Source organism: Pantoea sp. LS15 (genome assembly GCF_012241585.1).
In the GTDB taxonomy this organism is placed as follows: Bacteria; Pseudomonadota; Gammaproteobacteria; order Enterobacterales; family Enterobacteriaceae; genus Enterobacter.
In genome coordinates, this window is record NZ_JAAVXA010000017.1 from 1 (window position 1) to 18,368 (window position 18,368).

Below are 18,368 nucleotides of genomic sequence, written 5' to 3' on the forward strand. Positions count from 1 at the left end.
GTAAGCCGGTGCATAAATCCGGTGGTTACAGCAGTCTTCGGTGGAGCGGTAGTTCAGTCGGTTAGAATACCTGCCTGTCACGCAGGGGGTCGCGGGTTCGAGTCCCGTCCGTTCCGCCACTTATTAAGACATTAAGCCTGCCTTGTTGGCAGGCTTAATGGCAAAAAAAACTTTAGGGGCGTAGCTCAGTTGGTAGAGCACCGGTCTCCAAAACCGGGTGTCGCGAGTTCGAGTCTCTCCGCCCCTGCCATATAGAATCCTTTGCTTCGGCAAAGGATTTTTTTTGCCTGAAACACTGCAGAAAACTCTCTTCTTAATTTTCAGCCAGCATCCCTGCTGGCTGATGCATCAATCCATTACATTGATTTTTAATAGATCTTTTATCTGTGATTGCTTATCACTGTTTTGCAGCCAAATTGCATACAGCGGCCTGGTAAGCGTGGTGGAATCCATCACGGTGTGCAGCCCTGCTTTAGTGTCTGCCCAGCGAACAGGTAACCAGGTACAACCTTTCAGCAGGGGCAGCTGCTGACAGGCGATCTCTGCCGAGCTGGTCGTTAACTGCGGAACATCATCAGGTGCAATCAGTCCCGTCTCGTGCTGCTGAAAATCCGGCCCCCATTCCAGGCGTAAATAGGTCAGGTCTGCCTTCATCATCGAAGGTTCAGACGCATAAAGTGCCAGGCCAAACTGGCCCACAATCTGGCTGCTAAATTCGTCCATCTTGGGGGCTTCGGTTGTGATCAGAAGATCAAGCTGGCGCTCATGAAGTTGTTTAACCAGCGACTGCCGTTGCGCAATCCTGGCTTCGAATTGCAGGTGGCCGTGAGAATGATACAGCCGGGTAAGCCATTGGCTTAGCATACATTCCCACAGAGAAGCGCTGGCCCCTATCGAGAACTCATTATGCCTCGAAGTATGTGCCACCTCTTTACGTGCTGCCTGCCAGGTATTCATCAGCGTTTCTGCGTACGGCAGTAGTTTCTCACCAGCAGGCGTTAAGCGAATATTGTTGCGATGGCGGGTAAAAAGATTCACACCCAGTTGATTTTCCAGCTGTCGAATACGAAAACTGACTGCTGATTGCGTCAGGTAAAGGGCTTCAGCTGCTCGCCCAAAGTGGCGTGTTCTGCTCACTTCAAGGAAAGTTTTAAGCAATTCCGTATCCACATCTTTCTCCACAAAATTATTTGTCGTTATGATTTAAATGTTTTGTTTTACACTCTGTCAAGCGTAACTAATACTCCGCGCCATAAATAGCTCGGCCAAAGAATTAGGAGCGTGTAGGATGGCGGAAAGCTTTACGACGACTAATCGTTTTTTCGACAATAAACATTATCCGCGCGGGTTCTCTCGTCACGGCGATTTCACCATCAAAGAAGCTCAACTGCTTGAGCGCCATGGTTATGCCTTTAACGAGCTGGATCTGGGTAAGCGTGAACCTGCTACCGAAGACGAAAAACAGTTTGTTTCTGTTTGCCGTGGTGAGCGTGAGCCGCAGTCTGAAGCGGAACGTGTATGGATCAAGTACATGGCGCGCATTAAGCGTCCAAAGCGCTTCCATACGCTGTCTGGCGGTAAGCCGCAGATGGAAGGTGCAGAAGACTACACCGAGTCTGACGACTAATAAGAAAGGGGCTACGGCCCCTTTTTTACGCCAGTAACTTTTGCAGGTGCAAAAGCAGACGGTCGATTGCACGATAGCTCAACGCTTCCTGCAGATGTTGTCTCTCAATTTCATGACACCTTTCTACATCGGCGATAGTTCGGGCGACTTTTAAGAGACGCTGCCACGCACGAATTGAGAGCCCAAATCGCGTCAATGTTTCTTCCAGCCAGTTTGCGTCCTCAGCCTTTAGCTGGCAAAACTGCCGAATCTCAGCATTATCCAGACGTGCATTCAGTTTATTTTGACGTATATACTGCCGGGCTTGAGCGGCGATAACCCGCTCGCGAACCTCTACCGTGCTCTCCCCTCTGACGCTACTCTGGCTGAGCAGGCCAGGGGGAGGCAAAGGGATCTCCAGGGATAAATCGAAACGATCCAGAAAAGGGCCAGAGAGTTTCCCCAGATATCGCAGCGTCTGTTCAGGCGTACAGCGATTATGATTACCCTGATAATGTCCTGACGGGCTCGGGTTCATTGCTGCAACCAGCTGGAACTGCGCGGGGTAGCTTATTTTGGCACGTGTACGGGAGATATGAATTTCACCCGATTCGATAGGCTCCCTCAGAGCATCCAGCACGCGCCTTTCAAACTCAGGCAGCTCATCAAGAAACAGAATGCCATTGTGGGCCAGTGAGATCTCTCCCGGCCCCGGTATAGAGCCTCCGCCGACCATGGCTGTTAGTGAGGCACTGTGGTGCGGAGAGCGGAAAGGGCGACGTCGCCACTGTTTTTGTAACGACACAGAACTCACCAGGCTAAATATTGCAGCGCTTTCAAGTGCCTCATGGTTATTGAGTGGGGGCAGCAGACCATTCAATCTGCTCGCCAGCATCGTTTTCCCAGTACCTGGCGGACCAATCAACAGCAGGTTATGCCCTCCGGCAGCGGTAATCTCCAGTGCCCGTTTCCCCTGCTCCTGACCGATGATATCGCTGAGATCGTCCAGGCTTTCAGGTAGGAGATCCCCTGTTTCTTCAGGCTCTGACAACTCATGTCGCCCCTCAAGATATGCGCAAACCTCCTGCAAGTGCCCTGCAATCAGGCATCCTTTTTCGGCTATCAGGCTCACCTCGGAACCATTTTCATTGGCAACAATGATTTGTCGACCAGCACGAATGGCTTCCAGCGCACCTGAGATTGCGCCAGGAACGCCTCTCAATGCCCCTGTAAGCGCCAGTTCACCGATGAACTCATACGAGCCTAGCCTGGATGCATTAAGCTGTTCAGAGGCAGCGAGAAGCGCTATAGCGATAGGTAAATCATATCGTCCCCCCTCTTTGGGCAGGTCCGCAGGCGCCAGGTTGATAGTGATCTTCTTTGCGGGGAAGGTATAACCGCTATTGATGATTGCGCTGCGTACCCGATCTCTGGCTTCTTTCACCGTTGTTTCCGGCAAACCGACGAGTGTTAATCCGGGAAGCCCATTGCTCAGATGGACCTCTACGGAAATCAGCGGTGCTTTGACTCCAATAGCCGCACGCGTATAAACAACTGACAGTGACATAAGCACCTCCTTGGGGGGCGACTATGCCAGTATCTCGCTCATATCTTTAGTGTCAGTTTTGTGTTTTACGACGCCTGTTCCAGGCTTTTGGCGACAAAATGCAACTATTTCGTCTTAGCGGAAGTCTTCTCGCAGAAAAAGAGCGGCTCGTTTTGATGACCTGAGTACGCTTGAAATTATGAAAAATATTCACACTCTGTTTTTCTCATATAAAACAATGATTTTTCGAAATATGATTTGCGTGCTAATCAAAATGGTCATAAATAAATCTTGTGTTTGATTTAAAAACTGTGATACCTCTTTAGGTATTCCTTCGAACAAGATGCAAAAAGAACAGAAAATGACAGCCCTTCTACGAGTGATTAGCCTGGTCGTGATTAGCGTGGTGGTGATTATTATCCCACCGTGCGGGGCTGCACTTGGACGAGGAAAGGCTTAGAAATCAAGCCTTAACGAACTAAGACCCCCGCACCGAAAGGTCCGGGGGTTTTTTTATGACTAAAAAACTTAAGCGAGGAGCAGAGAATGAGTACTAGCACAAAATTCTGTTTCTCCCGATTTATGACGGGGAACTAACTATGAATGGGGCACAGTGGGTAGTACATGCGTTGCGCGCGCAGGGAGTCGAGACAGTATTCGGTTATCCGGGTGGCGCAATTATGCCGATTTACGATGCATTGTATGACGGCGGCGTGGAACACCTGTTGTGCCGACACGAGCAGGGCGCAGCAATGGCAGCCATCGGTTATGCGCGCGCTACCGGCAAAACTGGGGTTTGCATGGCAACCTCAGGACCGGGGGCAACCAACCTGATCACCGGTCTGGCTGATGCACTGCTCGACTCTGTTCCTGTCGTGGCAATCACTGGTCAGGTCGCTTCTCCGTTCATCGGTACCGATGCCTTCCAGGAAGTGGATGTGCTTGGTTTATCCCTGGCTTGCACCAAACACAGTTTCCTCGTCCAGTCTCTGGAAGAGTTGCCGCGCGTGATGGCTGAAGCATTTGCTGTTGCCAGTTCTGGCCGTCCTGGCCCGGTTCTGGTGGATATCCCAAAAGATATCCAGGTGGCTCTCGGTGATCTGGAACCGCACTTCTCCACCGTTGAAAGCGACGATGTGTTTCCACATGAGGACGTTGCAGAGGCGCGCCAGATGCTGGCACAGGCGAAACAGCCGATGCTGTACGTCGGCGGTGGTGTAGGCATGGCACAGGCCGTTCCAGCCCTGCGCGAATTTATCGCAACAACGCAGATGCCAGCGACCTGCACGCTGAAAGGTCTGGGCGCGGTAGATGCCGACTATCCGTACTACCTCGGCATGCTGGGGATGCACGGCACCAAAGCCGCAAACCTGGCGGTGCAGGAGTGCGATCTGCTCATTGCCGTAGGGGCGCGTTTCGATGACCGTGTCACTGGCAAGCTGAACACCTTCGCGCCGAATGCCAAAGTCATCCATATGGATATCGACCCGGCAGAAATGAACAAATTGCGTCAGGCACACGTCGCCCTGCAGGGTGATCTCAACATATTGTTACCCGCTTTGCAGCAACCGTTAGATATCCGTGCATGGCGTCAGCATGCTGCAGACATGCGCACTGAGCATGCCTGGCGTTACGACCACCCCGGTGAGGCCATCTACGCACCGCTGCTGTTGAAACAGTTGTCCGATCGTAAACCTGCAGACAGCGTCGTCACCACCGACGTGGGCCAGCATCAGATGTGGTCAGCTCAGCACATGACCTACACTCGCCCGGAAAATTTCATCACTTCCAGCGGGTTAGGAACGATGGGTTTCGGTCTGCCAGCTGCTGTGGGCGCACAGGTTGCCCGACCGAACGATACCGTTATCTGTATCTCCGGTGACGGCTCCTTCATGATGAATGTTCAGGAGCTGGGCACCGTGAAGCGTAAGCAGTTGCCGCTGAAAATCGTGTTACTCGATAACCAGCGTTTAGGGATGGTTCGTCAGTGGCAACAGTTGTTCTTCCAGGAACGTTACAGCGAAACCACCCTGACCGATAACCCCGATTTCCTCACTCTGGCCAGCGCCTTTGGCATCCCTGGCCAGCACATTACCCGTAAAGACCAGGTTGAAGCGGCACTCGACACCATGCTGTCAAGCGAAGGGCCTTACCTGCTTCATGTCTCAATCGACGAGCTTGAGAATGTCTGGCCGTTGGTACCGCCAGGTGCCAGTAACTCACAAATGCTGGAGAAATTATCATGATGCAACATCAGGTCGCCGTGCAGGCTCGCTTCAATCCAGAAATCTTAGAACGCGTTTTGCGTGTGGTCCGTCATCGTGGTTTTCAGATTTGCTCTATGAATATGGAGACGGCCACCGATGCGCAAAATATCAGCATCGAATTAACCGTTGCCAGCCCGCGCCCGGTCGAATTACTGTTTAGTCAGTTATCAAAGCTGGTAGATGTTGCCCATGTAGCCATCTGCCAGAGCACAACCACATCACAACAAATCCGCGCTTAAGCGTGACAGGACGAAAAAATGACGACAAAAAAAGCTGATTACATTTGGTTCAATGGTGAGATGGTTCGCTGGGAGGACGCGAAGGTCCACGTGATGTCCCACGCGCTGCACTACGGTACGTCTGTGTTTGAAGGCATCCGTTGTTACGACTCTCACAAAGGGCCAGTGGTGTTCCGTCATCGTGAACATATGCAGCGTCTGCATGACTCAGCCAAAATTTATCGTTTCCCGGTTTCCCAGAGTGTCGATGAGCTGATGGAAGCCTGCCGCGAGGTGATTCGCAAGAACAACCTGACCAGCGCGTATATTCGTCCGCTGGTGTTTGTGGGTGATGTGGGGATGGGCGTTAACCCGCCAGCAGGTTATACCACCGATGTGATCATTGCCGCGTTCCCATGGGGTGCTTATCTGGGTGCTGAAGCTCTGGAGCAGGGGATCGACGCAATGGTCTCTTCCTGGAACCGCGTGGCACCAAACACCATCCCGACCGCTGCTAAAGCGGGCGGTAACTACCTCTCCTCACTGCTGGTCGGTAGCGAAGCGCGCCGTCACGGTTATCAGGAAGGTATTGCCCTCGACGTGAATGGCTACATCTCAGAAGGTGCGGGCGAAAACTTGTTTGAAGTGAAAGATGGCATTCTGTTCACGCCACCATTTACCTCGTCCGCGCTGCCGGGCATCACCCGTGACGCCATCATCAAGCTGGCGAAAGATCTGGGTATCGAAGTGCGCGAGCAGGTTCTGTCCCGCGAATCTCTCTACCTGGCGGATGAAGTCTTTATGTCTGGTACTGCGGCTGAAATTACGCCGGTACGCAGCGTAGACGGTATCCAGGTGGGCGAAGGCCGCTGTGGCCCGGTCACCAAACGTATTCAGCAAGCGTTCTTTGGCCTCTTCACCGGCGAAACAGAAGATAAATACGGCTGGTTGGATCAGGTTAATCACTAAGTATAAATTTGGGACGGCACGCACCGTCCCATTAAATAGTCAGACGGGAGTAAATAAAGCATGCCTAAGTATCGTTCAGCCACCACCACCCACGGCCGTAACATGGCGGGTGCCCGCGCACTGTGGCGCGCCACCGGAATGACCGACGCCGATTTCGGCAAGCCAATTATCGCCGTGGTGAACTCCTTTACCCAGTTTGTACCGGGTCACGTGCACCTGCGTGATCTGGGTAAACTGGTTGCCGAGCAAATTGAAGCCTCTGGCGGTGTGGCGAAAGAGTTCAACACCATTGCGGTGGATGACGGTATCGCGATGGGTCACGGGGGCATGCTCTATTCACTGCCATCTCGCGAGCTGATCGCCGACTCAGTGGAGTACATGGTTAACGCCCACTGTGCGGATGCGATGGTCTGTATCTCCAACTGCGATAAAATCACCCCAGGGATGCTAATGGCTTCCCTGCGTCTGAACATTCCGGTGATCTTCGTCTCCGGCGGTCCAATGGAAGCAGGGAAAACCAAGCTTTCCGACAAAATTATCAAGCTCGACCTGGTTGATGCGATGATTCAGGGTGCAGACCCGAAAGTCTCTGATGAGCAGAGTGAGCAGGTGGAACGCTCCGCGTGCCCGACCTGCGGCTCTTGTTCCGGGATGTTCACCGCCAACTCCATGAACTGCCTGACCGAAGCACTCGGTCTGTCGCAACCGGGCAACGGTTCGCTGCTGGCGACTCATGCCGATCGTAAACAGTTGTTCCTCAACGCTGGTAAACGCATTGTTGAGCTGACGAAACGCTATTACGAGCAGGACGACGCCAGCGCGCTGCCGCGTAACATCGCCAGCAAAGCGGCGTTCGAAAACGCTATGACGCTGGATATCGCCATGGGCGGTTCCACCAACACTGTGCTGCACCTGCTGGCCGCCGCGCAGGAAGCCGAGATCGACTTCACCATGAGCGACATCGACAAGCTCTCCCGCAAAGTACCTCAACTGTGTAAAGTCGCGCCGAGTACCCAGAAGTACCACATGGAAGACGTGCACCGTGCCGGTGGCGTTATCGGTATCCTCGGCGAACTGGATCGCGCCGGGCTGCTGAACCGTGATGTGAAAAACGTACTTGGCCTGTCGCTGCCAGAGTCGCTGGACCAGTACGACGTTATGCTGACCAAAGACGACGCGGTGAAAAAGATGTTCCGCGCTGGCCCGGCAGGTATCCGTACCACCCAGGCATTCTCGCAGGACTGCCGCTGGGATACCCTGGATGATGACCGCGCTGAAGGCTGCATCCGCTCGCTGGAACACGCCTACAGTAAAGACGGTGGTCTGGCTGTGTTGTACGGTAACTTTGCGGAAAACGGTTGTATCGTGAAAACCGCCGGCGTAGATGACAGCATCCTGAAATTCACCGGCCCGGCAAAAGTGTATGAAAGCCAGGACGAGGCGGTAGACGCGATTCTCGGTGGCAAAGTGGTGGAAGGTGATGTGGTGGTGATCCGCTACGAAGGTCCGAAAGGTGGGCCGGGTATGCAGGAGATGCTCTATCCAACCACCTTCCTGAAATCCATGGGACTCGGTAAGGCGTGTGCGCTGATCACTGATGGTCGATTCTCTGGCGGTACGTCCGGCTTGTCTATCGGCCACGTTTCCCCTGAAGCGGCGAGTGGCGGCAATATCGCCATTATCGAAGATGGCGACCTGATCGAAATCGATATTCCAAATCGCGGTATTCAGCTGAAGCTGAGTGACCAGGAAATTGCGGCTCGTCGTGAAGCGCAGGAAGCTCGCGGCGACAAAGCCTGGACGCCGAAAGATCGTCAGCGTGAAGTCTCCTTCGCCCTGCGTGCTTACGCGAGCCTTGCCACCAGTGCAGATAAAGGCGCGGTGCGCGATAAATCGAAACTTGGGGGCTAATGATGGCCGAATCACAACCCTTATCTGCCGCCCCTGAGGGGGCGGAATATCTCCGGGCAGTGCTACGTGCGCCAGTCTATGAAGCGGTGCAGGTCACCCCGCTGCAGAAAATGGAAAAGCTCTCTTCGCGCCTCGACAACGTGATTCTGGTGAAGCGCGAAGACCGTCAGCCGGTGCACAGCTTCAAGCTGCGCGGCGCTTACGCGATGATGGCAGGGCTGACCGACGAGCAGAAAGCACGCGGCGTAATTACCGCCTCTGCAGGTAACCACGCTCAGGGCGTCGCATTCTCCTCTGCTCGCTTAGGGCTGAAAGCGCTGATCGTGATGCCGGTCGCCACGGCGGATATCAAAGTGGATGCGGTGCGTGGTTTTGGCGGCGAAGTGCTGCTTCACGGCGCAAACTTTGACGAAGCCAAGGCCAAAGCCATTGAACTGGCGCAACAGCAGGGTTTTACCTGGGTGCCGCCATTTGATCACCCGATGGTGATTGCCGGGCAGGGCACACTGGCGCTGGAACTGCTGCAACAGGATGCTCATCTTGACCGTGTTTTCGTCCCGGTCGGCGGCGGAGGCCTGGCCGCAGGCGTGGCGGTGCTGATCAAACAGCTGATGCCGCAGATCAAAGTGATTGCCGTTGAGGCGGAAGACTCTGCCTGCCTGAAGGCGGCGCTGGATGCCGGGCATCCGGTAGACCTGCCGCGCGTCGGGCTGTTTGCCGAGGGCGTGGCGGTTAAGCGCATCGGCGATGAGACCTTCCGGCTGTGCCAGGAATATCTCGACGATATCGTCACGGTTGATAGCGACGCGATCTGCGCGGCGATGAAAGATCTGTTCGAGGATGTTCGTGCGGTGGCGGAACCGTCCGGCGCGCTGGCGCTGGCGGGGATGAAAAAATACATCGCTCAGCACAACATTCGCGGTGAACGCCTGGCGCATGTGCTCTCCGGTGCTAACGTCAATTTCCACGGTCTGCGCTATGTTTCAGAGCGCTGCGAGCTGGGTGAACAGCGGGAAGCACTGTTGGCGGTGACCATCCCGGAAGAGAAGGGCAGCTTCCTGAAATTCTGCCAGCTACTCGGCGGCCGCTCAGTGACGGAATTTAACTACCGTTTTGCTGACGCCAAAGACGCCTGTATTTTTGTCGGTGTGCGCCTGAGTCGCGGTCTGGAAGAACGCAAAGAGATCCTCAACCTGCTGCACGAAGGTGGCTACAGCGTTGTTGACCTCTCTGATGATGAAATGGCGAAACTGCATGTGCGCTATATGGTTGGCGGACGTCCATCGAAACCGCTCAAGGAACGTCTGTTCAGCTTTGAGTTTCCGGAGTCTCCGGGCGCACTGCTTAAGTTCCTGCATACGCTGGGTACGCACTGGAACATCTCTTTGTTCCACTACCGTAGCCACGGCACGGACTATGGTCGCGTGCTGGCCGCGTTTGAACTGGGCGAACATGAGCCTGATTTCGAAACGCGGCTGAACGAACTGGGCTATGACTGTCACGATGAGACGCATAACCCGGCGTTCAGGTTCTTCCTCGCGGGTTAATGGTTTGGCAGGATTTGCCAGAACGCATCAATAAGCGGCTCATGCAGCCGCTTTTTTTGTGCACACACGCCAAGCTCAAACGGTGTTTTCTCGTCGCTGCGTTCCAGAATCATCACGCGGTTACGTACCGGCTCCGGGCTGTTTTCCAGCACCACTTCCGGCAGTAGCGCCACGCCGCAACCGAGCGCCACCATTGAGACCATCGCCTCATGGCCACCGACTGTTGCGTAAATCGACGGATTGCTGATCTTCTGACGGCGGAACCAGAGCTCAATACGGCGGCGTACCGGTCCCTGATCGGCCATGATAAACGGCACCGTTGACCAGTCCGGTTTCTCCACCGATACCTGATTACGCACCGGGCAGGGCAGTGCCGGGGCAATCAGCACTACCGCCAGGTTCTCCAGCATTGAAAATGCCACCGCACCCGGCAAGGTTTCGGGTTTCCCGGCAATAGCGAGATCCGCTTCGCCCGTTACCACTTTTTCCATTGCATCGGCGGCGTCGCCGGTGGTGAGTTTAATTTCAACCGACGGATGTGCCGCGCGGAAGCGGTCAAGGATGGGCGGGAGATGGCTATAGGCGGCGGTCACGGAGCAGAAAATATGCAGCTCGCCAGAAAGTGACGGCCCCTGCTGGTCAATCGAGTGCCTTAGTTGCTGATACTGTAACAGTGTTTGCTGAGCAAAAATGCGCAGTTCTTCACCCGCTTCCGTGAGGGTAACGGTACGGTTATCACGCACAAACAGCGGCTGGCCGAGATCTTCCTCAAGGCGCTGGATCTGTCGTGAAAGCGTGGAGGGGCTGACGTGCATCGCCCGGGCGCTGCGGCCAAAGTGACGGCTTTCCGCCAGATGCAGGAACATTTTCAGATCGCGTAAATCCACTGATTTCACTCCCCCTTTTTACATTGCAGATATTGCAACGTGACGTTGTGAATATATCAATTTCCGCAATGAATTTCCTGTTGTAATGTGGGTACATTCTCGCTGAACAGCGAACCGAACAATAAGACACACAACATCACGAGGTATCACCCATGGCTAACTACTTTAATACACTGAACTTGCGCCAGCAGCTGGCGCAACTGGGCAAATGCCGCTTTATGGCGCGCGACGAATTTGCTGATGGCGCGAGCTACCTTCAGGGTAAAAAAGTGGTCATCGTCGGCTGTGGTGCGCAGGGTCTGAACCAGGGCCTGAACATGCGCGACTCCGGTCTGGATATCTCTTATGCACTGCGTAAAGAAGCGATTGCTGAGAAGCGTGCGTCCTGGCGTAAAGCGACCGAAAACGGCTTCAAAGTAGGCACCTACGAAGAGCTGATCCCACAGGCGGATCTGGTGGTTAACCTGACCCCAGACAAACAGCACTCTGACGTTGTGCGTTCTGTGCAGCCGCTGATGAAAGACGGCGCGGCGCTGGGTTATTCCCACGGCTTCAACATTGTTGAAGTGGGCGAGCAGATCCGTAAAGACATCACTGTTGTCATGGTGGCACCGAAGTGCCCGGGTACGGAAGTCCGTGAAGAATACAAACGTGGTTTCGGCGTGCCAACCCTGATTGCTGTTCACCCGGAAAACGATCCAAAAGGTGAAGGCATGGCGATTGCCAAAGCATGGGCAGCGGCAACTGGCGGCCACCGTGCGGGCGTGCTGGAATCTTCCTTCGTTGCAGAAGTGAAATCTGACCTGATGGGCGAGCAGACCATTCTGTGCGGTATGTTGCAGGCCGGCTCTCTGCTGTGCTTTGACAAGCTGGTGGAAGAGGGCACTGACCCTGCATACGCTGAAAAACTGATTCAGTTCGGCTGGGAAACCATCACCGAAGCCCTGAAGCAAGGCGGTATCACCCTGATGATGGACCGTCTGTCCAACCCGGCGAAACTGCGTGCTTACGCATTGTCTGAACAGCTGAAAACCATCATGGCACCGCTGTTCCAGAAACATATGGACGACATCATCTCTGGTGAGTTCTCTTCCGGCATGATGGCTGACTGGGCGAATGACGATAAGAAACTGCTGACCTGGCGTGAAGAGACCGGTAAAACCGCGTTCGAAACCGCGCCACAGTATGAAGGTAAAATCGGCGAGCAGGAGTACTTCGATAAAGGCGTACTGATGATCGCCATGGTGAAAGCAGGTGTTGAGCTGGCGTTCGAAACCATGGTGGATTCCGGCATCATCGAAGAGTCTGCGTACTACGAATCACTGCACGAGCTGCCGCTGATTGCGAACACCATCGCCCGTAAGCGTCTGTACGAAATGAACGTGGTTATCTCTGATACCGCTGAGTATGGTAACTACCTGTTCTCTTACGCTTGCGTACCGCTGCTGAAAGAGTTCATGACTACGCTGCAGACGGGTGATCTGGGTAAAGCGATTGCAGAAGGTGCTGTTGATAACGCGCAACTGCGTGATGTAAACGAAGCGATTCGCAGCCATCAGATCGAGAAAGTGGGTCACAAACTGCGTGGCTACATGACCGATATGAAACGTATCGCAGTAGCGGGTTAACAATCTTGTCGGGTGGCGCCTCGCTTACCCGACCTACAAAACGCTAAAACGTAGGCCGGGTAAGGCGTAGCCGCCACCCGGCTTTTTATTTGCGATACAAGACTTTAATCACGTGGTAACCGAACTGCGTATGCAGTGGACCAGTTGGCTCCAGTACCGGGCAAGAGAAGACCACTTTATCGAATGCCGGAACCATCTGACCCTGACGGAATTCACCTAAGTCACCACCGCGTTTGCCTGATGGGCAGATAGAGTGCTTCTTCGCCAGTTTACCAAAGTCGGCACCGTTCTTAATTTGCTCCAGAAGATCCAGAGCCAGTTTCTCTTCTTTCACCAGGATATGCAGTGCTGCTGCTGTTTTTGCCATGATTGTGCCTTAATGGGTTGAGATAAATTGGGGCGCAATATAACACGCGTTAGCGGCGATAAAGCACCTTAATGATATGGTAGCCAAATTTGGTTTTCACCGGACCGTAAGGCTTCAGGAGCGGGCAGCTAAAAACCGCCTGATCGAATGGCCCCACCATTGCCCCCTGTTTAAATTCGCCTAAATCACCGCCATTACGCCCGGATGGGCATTTGGAGTAGCGCTTTGCCAGATGATCAAAGCTGATCCCACGTTCCAGTTTGGTGAGGATCTCCTGGGCCAGTTTCTCTTCTTTAACCAGAATGTGCAGGGCTGCTGCGGTCTTTACCATGATTCTGCTCTCGGGATTCATCGTGTTTCCGTCACTTTATCATTAGCCGGTAAATCTGCGCCCGGCTTTCTGCTACAATCCATCCCCCGTTCGAAGATTGAGCAATATTCCCATGCGTTTAAACCCTGGACAACAACAAGCGGTCGAATTCGTCACTGGACCATGCCTGGTGCTGGCAGGGGCGGGTTCCGGTAAAACCCGCGTGATCACTAACAAAATCGCCCACTTAATTCGTGGGTGTGGCTATCAGGCACGCCACATTGCGGCGGTGACATTTACCAACAAAGCAGCGCGCGAGATGAAAGAGCGTGTTGGCCAGACGCTGGGGCGCAAAGAGGCGCGCGGGCTGATGATCTCCACCTTCCATACCCTGGGGCTGGATATCATTAAACGCGAATACGCCGCACTGGGGATGAAGTCCAACTTCTCTCTTTTCGATGACACCGACCAGGTGGCGTTGCTCAAAGAGCTCACCGAAGGATTGATCGAAGACGACAAAGTTCTGCTGCAACAGCTGATCTCGACGATCTCAAACTGGAAAAACGATCTGATGACGCCTGCACAGGCGGCAGCGGGTGCGAAAGGTGAACGGGACAGGATCTTCGCCCACTGCTACAGCCTGTACGATGCGCATATGAAAGCGTGTAACGTGTTGGATTTCGACGATCTGATCCTCCTGCCAACGCTACTGCTTCAGCGTAATGAAGAGGTGCGTGAGCGCTGGCAGAACAAGATCCGCTACCTGCTGGTGGATGAATATCAGGATACCAACACCAGCCAGTACGAACTGGTGAAGCTGCTGGTGGGGCAGCGCGCGCGTTTCACTGTGGTGGGTGACGATGACCAGTCAATTTACTCCTGGCGCGGTGCGCGTCCACAAAACCTGGTGTTGTTAAGCAAAGATTTTCCTGCGTTGCAGGTGATTAAGCTGGAGCAAAACTACCGTTCTTCCGGGCGTATCCTCAAGTCGGCGAATATCCTGATCGCCAATAACCCGCATGTGTTTGAGAAGCGTCTGTTCTCCGAACTGGGTTACGGCACAGAGCTTAAAGTGCTCAGTGCCAACAATGAAGAGCATGAGGCTGAACGCGTTACCGGCGAGCTAATTGCCCACCACTTCGTTAATAAAACCGAATATAAGGATTACGCGATCCTCTATCGCGGTAACCACCAGTCGCGCGTCTTTGAAAAGATGCTGATGCAAAACCGCATTCCGTACAAGATCTCGGGCGGTACGTCGTTCTTCTCACGTCCTGAAATCAAAGATCTGCTGGCATATCTGCGTGTGCTCACCAACCCGGATGATGACAGCGCTTTCCTGCGTATCGTGAATACCCCGAAGCGCGAGATTGGCCCGGCCACGCTGCAAAAACTGGGTGAATGGGCGATGACCCGCAACAAAAGCCTGTTTACCGCCAGCTTCGATATGGGGCTGAGTCAGATGCTGACCGGACGTGGTTACGATTCGTTAACCCGTTTCACCCACTGGCTGGGAGAGGTGCAGCGCCTTGCGGAACGTGAACCTGTCGCGGCAGTTCGCGATCTCATTCACGGTATTGATTACGAATCCTGGTTGTACGAAACCTCAGCCAGCCCGAAAGCCGCTGAGATGCGGATGAAAAACGTTAACCAGCTGTTCAGCTGGATGACCGAAATGCTGGAAGGTTCGGAGATAGATGAGCCGATGACCCTGACTCAGGTGGTCACCCGCTTTACCCTTCGCGACATGATGGAACGTGGGGAGAGCGAGGAAGAGGCTGACCAGGTTCAGCTTATGACGTTACACGCCTCAAAAGGACTGGAGTTCCCGTATGTATATCTGGTCGGTATGGAAGAAGGTTTGCTGCCGCACCAGAGCAGCATTGATGAAGATAACGTCGACGAGGAACGCCGTCTGGCCTATGTCGGGATCACCCGTGCGCAGAAAGAGCTGACATTCACACTGTGCAAAGAGCGCCGTCAGTATGGCGAACTGGTGCGCCCGGAGCCGAGTCGTTTCCTGCTGGAGCTACCGCAGGACGATCTGATCTGGGAGCAGGAGCGCAAAGTGATTACGGCAGAAGAGCGGATGCACAAGGGGCAGGCTAACGTGGCGAACATTCGCGCCATGCTGGCGAAAGCCAAAGAGAAAGGATAAATATTTATTTTTAGGCCGGGTAAGGTGAAGCCGCCACCCGGCAATGCTCAGGGAATTACTTCACTTCAAGAACCCAGTGTACATAACTTTGCCACTGGCACTCCTGTTCGATCATCTCTGCCCCAAGGGGATGATTATCAATCCAGTTTTCCGGTAACGTCAGCGAAAGCTTCTCGCCATCAGCGACCAGATTGATGGCAGGTAGCAAATCATCACGACGGCGACTGGCAAACAGAATCGCCAGACGTAGCAGACGGCACAGATGCTCGGCCACGCGTGGCGGTACGGCGTTCTGCTGATGTAAAGAGGAGAGGTCAACAGTGTTGGTCTGGTTCAGCAGCAGCGTTGCCAGCAACTTTTTCTGTGCAGGTGTGTAGCCCGGTAAATCGAGGTTACGTACCAGATAGGCCGCATGAACAGGGGCCTGTTTGAAATCAATGCTCAGCCCCACTTCATGTAGCGCGCAGGCGCTCAGCAATAAATCACGGCTCAAAGGGTCAAGATCCCAGCCGGTGGCAACCTGATCAGCGAAGCGTGATGCCAGTTGCGCCACGCGACCCGCCTGGTCGATATCAACCAGAAAACGACGCTGCACGTTGCGCAGAGTACGGCTGCGAATGTCCTGATCAACCGACAGATGCAACATCCCATAGACCAGGCCTTCTCGCAGTGCGCCGCCAGCCAGCGTCATACACTGAATGTTCAGCTCGGTGAAAATCGCAATCAGGATGGCCAGCCCACTTGGAAAAACCAGCGCACGTTCAAGCGTCAGGCCTTCAATTTCAAGCTCTTCAAGCCGCCCACACTGAATAGCTCGCTGTTTCAGTTGCTGAAGTTTGGCAAGCGTAATCCGCTCATCCATTCCCTGCGCCATCATGATTTCCTGCAAAGCCTGCACAGTGCCAGAAGCACCCACGCAGACTTTCCAGCCGTGATAACGCAGTTCATCCATGACCGGGCGTAACACCTCGCGTGCGGCATTCTCCGCCTCGTCGAAGTTTTCTTTCGCCAGATTCCGGTCAGTGAAATAGCGCTCAAGCCAGGTCACGCAGCCCATCGAGAGGCTGAACAGTGACGTTGCCTGTGCGCCGGTACCGGTCACGAGTTCGGTGCTGGCACCGCCGATATCCACGACCAGACGGCGATCATCACCCCCTGTCGTGTGTGCAACACCCTGATAGATCAGGCGGGCTTCTTCTTCACCACTGATAACCTGAACCGGACACCCCAGAATTTCCTGCGCTTTGGCAATAAAATCTACGGCGTTAACCGCCAGGCGGAGCGTCGCTGTGGCGACAACGGTAATTTGGGAATGCGGGATATCCTGCAGACGCTCAGCAAAGAGCCGCAGACACTGCCAGCCACGTTCCATGGCTTCATGAGAGAGGTGGTTATCGCTGCTCAGGCCCGCCGCGAGGCGGACCTTGCGCTTAATACGCGTCAGCGTTTGTATGCTTCCCGCCACCTCGCGCACAACCAGCATATGAAAACTATTCGAACCGAGATCAATTGCCGCATAAAGCGAGGTGGAACTGAGCATATTTTCTTAACCTGAACGACGACGATTACGCGGTGCGCCAGAGCGGCGCGGACCATTGCCGGAGCGGGCTCGGGTAAGGCGCTTAGGCGGCGGCAGTTCGCTTAACAGCGCTTCCGGATTGTATTTGCTCTGCGGAATGGAGTGACCGATGTAAGTCTCAATGGCTGGAAGATTCAGCGCATACTCCTCACACGCAAGGCTAATCGAGTGACCGCTTGCACCGGCTCGACCGGTACGACCGATACGGTGTACGTAGTCTTCGCAGTCGTCTGGCAGGTCATAGTTAAAGACGTGCGTCACGGCTGGAATGTGTAAACCACGTGCTGCCACGTCGGTTGCGACCAGAATATCGAGATCGCCACGGGTGAACTCTTCAAGAATGCGCAGGCGTTTTTTCTGCGCCACATCGCCGGTCAGCAGGCCAACACGGTGACCATCGGCAGCCAGATGACCCCAGATGTCTTCGCAGCGGTGCTTGGTGTTCGCGAAGATAATGGCGCGATCTGGCCACTCTTCTTCGATCAGCGTTTGCAGCAGACGCATTTTCTCTTCATTGGATGGATAGAAGAGCTCTTCTTTAATACGGTGACCTGTTTTCTGCTCGGGCTCCACTTCCACATATTCGGCGTTGTTCATCTGCTCGAACGCCAGCTCGCGTACGCGATAAGAAAGGGTAGCGGAGAACAGCATGTTCAGACGCTGATTTGCCGGAGGCATGCGACGGAACAGCCAGCGGATGTCTTTGATGAAGCCCAGATCGTACATACGGTCAGCTTCATCCAGCACCACGACCTGGATGGCACCGAGGTTGATGTGATTCTGTTTAGCGTAATCAATGAGGCGGCCTGTGGTACCGATCAGGATATCCACACCGCTTTCCAGCACTTTAAGCTGTTTATCGTAGCCGTCGCCGCCATAGGCCAGGCCAAGCTTCAGGCCGGTAGCCTGCGCCAGGGGCTCAGCGTCTGCATGGATCTGTACCGCCAGTTCTCGCGTTGGGGCCATAATTAGCGCGCGCGGCTGGTTAACTTTGCGGTCTGCAATCGCTGGATGAGAAAGTAAATAATGAAACGTTGACGTTAAGAACGCCATCGTTTTGCCAGTACCGGTTTGCGCCTGCCCTGCAACATCGCGACCGGCCAGCGTTAGCGGCAGCGCGAGGGCCTGAATGGGCGTGCAGTTATGAAACCCTTTATTTTCAAGGGCTTCTGTCACCTTTGGGTGCAGGGCGAAGTCGGAAAACTTCTGTTCTGTTAAATGTGTTTTGCTCATAGTGTGGTAGAATATCAGCTTACTATTGCTTTACGAAAGCGTATCCGGTGAAATAAAGTCAACCTTTAGTTGGTTAATGCGACATCAACACGTCGTTGGTGGAGACAAAACCAACGTACCAGGCTTATTCCTGTGGAGTTAT

At 54.1% G+C, this 18,368-nt stretch carries 17 protein-coding genes and 2 tRNA genes; 12 read left to right on the forward strand and 7 right to left on the reverse strand.

Annotated elements, in window-relative coordinates; genetic code table 11:
* The first annotated feature begins 42 nt into the window (after positions 1 to 42).
* Together HED65_RS19720 and HED65_RS19725 are read left to right on the forward strand one after the other, a co-directional pair.
* Positions 43 to 119: transfer RNA gene (locus HED65_RS19720), tRNA-Asp, on the forward strand.
* Between the two features lie 55 nt (positions 120 to 174).
* Positions 175 to 250, forward strand: a tRNA-Trp gene (locus tag HED65_RS19725).
* 98 nt (positions 251 to 348) lie between these two features.
* Here the strand turns inward: HED65_RS19725 and hdfR are convergent.
* Positions 349 to 1,170, reverse strand: a complete 822-nt coding sequence (gene hdfR / locus HED65_RS19730) for an HTH-type transcriptional regulator HdfR (protein ID WP_023309659.1) — start codon at positions 1,168 to 1,170, stop codon at positions 349 to 351.
* A gap of 118 nt (positions 1,171 to 1,288) precedes the next feature.
* Between hdfR and HED65_RS19735 the strand changes: the two genes are divergently transcribed.
* On the forward strand, positions 1,289 to 1,627 hold the full coding sequence (locus HED65_RS19735) for a MaoP family protein (protein ID WP_008501577.1): 339 nt from the start codon (positions 1,289 to 1,291) through the stop codon (positions 1,625 to 1,627).
* A 25-nt stretch (positions 1,628 to 1,652) separates the two neighbouring features.
* On the opposite strand, the gene HED65_RS19740 is transcribed toward HED65_RS19735, so the two are convergent.
* Positions 1,653 to 3,173 carry a YifB family Mg chelatase-like AAA ATPase gene (locus HED65_RS19740; RefSeq protein ID WP_114979849.1) on the reverse strand — a complete coding sequence of 507 codons (1,521 nt, stop codon included), beginning with the start codon at positions 3,171 to 3,173 and terminating at the stop codon, positions 1,653 to 1,655.
* Positions 3,174 to 3,513: 340 nt separating this feature from the next.
* On the opposite strand from HED65_RS19740, the gene ilvL reads away from it, so the two are divergent.
* From ilvL to ilvA, 7 genes are all read left to right on the forward strand, one after another.
* Positions 3,514 to 3,612 carry an ilv operon leader peptide gene (ilvL, locus tag HED65_RS19745; RefSeq protein ID WP_001311244.1) on the forward strand — a complete coding sequence of 33 codons (99 nt, stop codon included), beginning with the start codon at positions 3,514 to 3,516 and terminating at the stop codon, positions 3,610 to 3,612.
* Between the two features lie 86 nt (positions 3,613 to 3,698).
* On the forward strand, positions 3,699 to 3,749 hold the full coding sequence (gene ilvX / locus HED65_RS22565; protein ID WP_209313467.1) for a peptide IlvX: 51 nt from the start codon (positions 3,699 to 3,701) through the stop codon (positions 3,747 to 3,749).
* A 2-nt stretch (positions 3,750 to 3,751) separates the two neighbouring features.
* Entirely contained in the window at positions 3,752 to 5,398 is a 1,647-nt protein-coding gene (gene ilvG / locus HED65_RS19750; RefSeq protein WP_114979850.1) for an acetolactate synthase 2 catalytic subunit, read from the forward strand.
* Positions 5,395 to 5,658, forward strand: a complete 264-nt coding sequence (gene ilvM / locus HED65_RS19755; protein ID WP_114979851.1) for an acetolactate synthase 2 small subunit — start codon at positions 5,395 to 5,397, stop codon at positions 5,656 to 5,658. Before ilvG ends, ilvM begins: the two co-directional genes overlap by 4 nt.
* A gap of 18 nt (positions 5,659 to 5,676) precedes the next feature.
* Positions 5,677 to 6,606, forward strand: a complete 930-nt coding sequence (gene ilvE, locus HED65_RS19760; protein ID WP_021242827.1) for a branched-chain-amino-acid transaminase — start codon at positions 5,677 to 5,679, stop codon at positions 6,604 to 6,606.
* A gap of 60 nt (positions 6,607 to 6,666) precedes the next feature.
* Positions 6,667 to 8,517: a dihydroxy-acid dehydratase gene (ilvD, locus tag HED65_RS19765; protein ID WP_114979852.1), complete on the forward strand. Its 1,851-nt coding sequence runs from the start codon at positions 6,667 to 6,669 to the stop codon at positions 8,515 to 8,517.
* A gap of 2 nt (positions 8,518 to 8,519) precedes the next feature.
* Positions 8,520 to 10,064: a threonine ammonia-lyase, biosynthetic gene (gene ilvA / locus HED65_RS19770; RefSeq protein ID WP_108091187.1), complete on the forward strand. Its 1,545-nt coding sequence runs from the start codon at positions 8,520 to 8,522 to the stop codon at positions 10,062 to 10,064.
* Here the strand turns inward: ilvA and ilvY are convergent.
* Complete coding sequence (gene ilvY / locus HED65_RS19775; protein ID WP_028018214.1) at positions 10,061 to 10,951, reverse strand: HTH-type transcriptional activator IlvY; 891 nt, start codon at positions 10,949 to 10,951, stop codon at positions 10,061 to 10,063. The genes ilvA and ilvY overlap by 4 nt on opposite strands.
* 152 nt (positions 10,952 to 11,103) lie before the next feature.
* Between ilvY and ilvC the strand changes: the two genes are divergently transcribed.
* On the forward strand, positions 11,104 to 12,579 hold the full coding sequence (ilvC, locus tag HED65_RS19780) for a ketol-acid reductoisomerase (protein WP_021242831.1): 1,476 nt from the start codon (positions 11,104 to 11,106) through the stop codon (positions 12,577 to 12,579).
* 85 nt (positions 12,580 to 12,664) lie between these two features.
* Here ilvC and ppiC (HED65_RS19785) read toward each other — a convergent pair whose 3' ends face one another.
* Positions 12,665 to 12,946 (reverse strand): peptidylprolyl isomerase PpiC, encoded by a 282-nt coding sequence (ppiC, locus tag HED65_RS19785; protein ID WP_008501570.1) that lies wholly within the window; start codon positions 12,944 to 12,946, stop codon positions 12,665 to 12,667.
* Positions 12,947 to 12,995: 49 nt separating this feature from the next.
* Positions 12,996 to 13,277: a peptidylprolyl isomerase PpiC gene (gene ppiC, locus HED65_RS19790; RefSeq protein WP_114979893.1), complete on the reverse strand. Its 282-nt coding sequence runs from the start codon at positions 13,275 to 13,277 to the stop codon at positions 12,996 to 12,998.
* Between the two features lie 112 nt (positions 13,278 to 13,389).
* On the opposite strand from ppiC (HED65_RS19790), the gene rep reads away from it, so the two are divergent.
* Positions 13,390 to 15,414, forward strand: a complete 2,025-nt coding sequence (rep, locus tag HED65_RS19795; RefSeq protein WP_114979853.1) for a DNA helicase Rep — start codon at positions 13,390 to 13,392, stop codon at positions 15,412 to 15,414.
* Between the two features lie 55 nt (positions 15,415 to 15,469).
* Here the strand turns inward: rep and gppA are convergent, their stop codons facing one another.
* Both gppA and rhlB read right to left on the reverse strand, forming a co-directional pair.
* Positions 15,470 to 16,954, reverse strand: a complete 1,485-nt coding sequence (gppA, locus tag HED65_RS19800) for a guanosine-5'-triphosphate,3'-diphosphate diphosphatase (protein WP_114979854.1) — start codon at positions 16,952 to 16,954, stop codon at positions 15,470 to 15,472.
* A 6-nt stretch (positions 16,955 to 16,960) separates the two neighbouring features.
* Positions 16,961 to 18,226 carry an ATP-dependent RNA helicase RhlB gene (rhlB, locus tag HED65_RS19805; protein ID WP_114979855.1) on the reverse strand — a complete coding sequence of 422 codons (1,266 nt, stop codon included), beginning with the start codon at positions 18,224 to 18,226 and terminating at the stop codon, positions 16,961 to 16,963.
* Positions 18,227 to 18,368 lie beyond the last annotated feature (142 nt).

Bases quoted from the DNA above. Each gene is read 5' to 3' on its own strand.
- ilvE (WP_021242827.1), top strand. From the start codon at position 5,677: ATGACGACAAAAAAAGCTGATTACATTTGGTTCAATGGTGAGATGGTT.
- rep (WP_114979853.1), top strand. From the start codon at position 13,390: ATGCGTTTAAACCCTGGACAACAACAAGCGGTCGAATTCGTCACTGGA.
- HED65_RS19740 (WP_114979849.1), bottom strand. From the start codon at position 3,173: ATGTCACTGTCAGTTGTTTATACGCGTGCGGCTATTGGAGTCAAAGCA.
- ilvA (WP_108091187.1), top strand. From the start codon at position 8,520: ATGGCCGAATCACAACCCTTATCTGCCGCCCCTGAGGGGGCGGAATAT.
- ilvM (WP_114979851.1), top strand. From the start codon at position 5,395: ATGATGCAACATCAGGTCGCCGTGCAGGCTCGCTTCAATCCAGAAATC.
- rhlB (WP_114979855.1), bottom strand. From the start codon at position 18,226: ATGAGCAAAACACATTTAACAGAACAGAAGTTTTCCGACTTCGCCCTG.
- ilvD (WP_114979852.1), top strand. From the start codon at position 6,667: ATGCCTAAGTATCGTTCAGCCACCACCACCCACGGCCGTAACATGGCG.
- ppiC (WP_114979893.1), bottom strand. From the start codon at position 13,277: ATGGTAAAGACCGCAGCAGCCCTGCACATTCTGGTTAAAGAAGAGAAA.
- ilvC (WP_021242831.1), top strand. From the start codon at position 11,104: ATGGCTAACTACTTTAATACACTGAACTTGCGCCAGCAGCTGGCGCAA.
- ppiC (WP_008501570.1), bottom strand. From the start codon at position 12,946: ATGGCAAAAACAGCAGCAGCACTGCATATCCTGGTGAAAGAAGAGAAA.
- ilvG (WP_114979850.1), top strand. From the start codon at position 3,752: ATGAATGGGGCACAGTGGGTAGTACATGCGTTGCGCGCGCAGGGAGTC.
- gppA (WP_114979854.1), bottom strand. From the start codon at position 16,954: ATGCTCAGTTCCACCTCGCTTTATGCGGCAATTGATCTCGGTTCGAAT.
- ilvL (WP_001311244.1), top strand. From the start codon at position 3,514: ATGACAGCCCTTCTACGAGTGATTAGCCTGGTCGTGATTAGCGTGGTG.
- HED65_RS19735 (WP_008501577.1), top strand. From the start codon at position 1,289: ATGGCGGAAAGCTTTACGACGACTAATCGTTTTTTCGACAATAAACAT.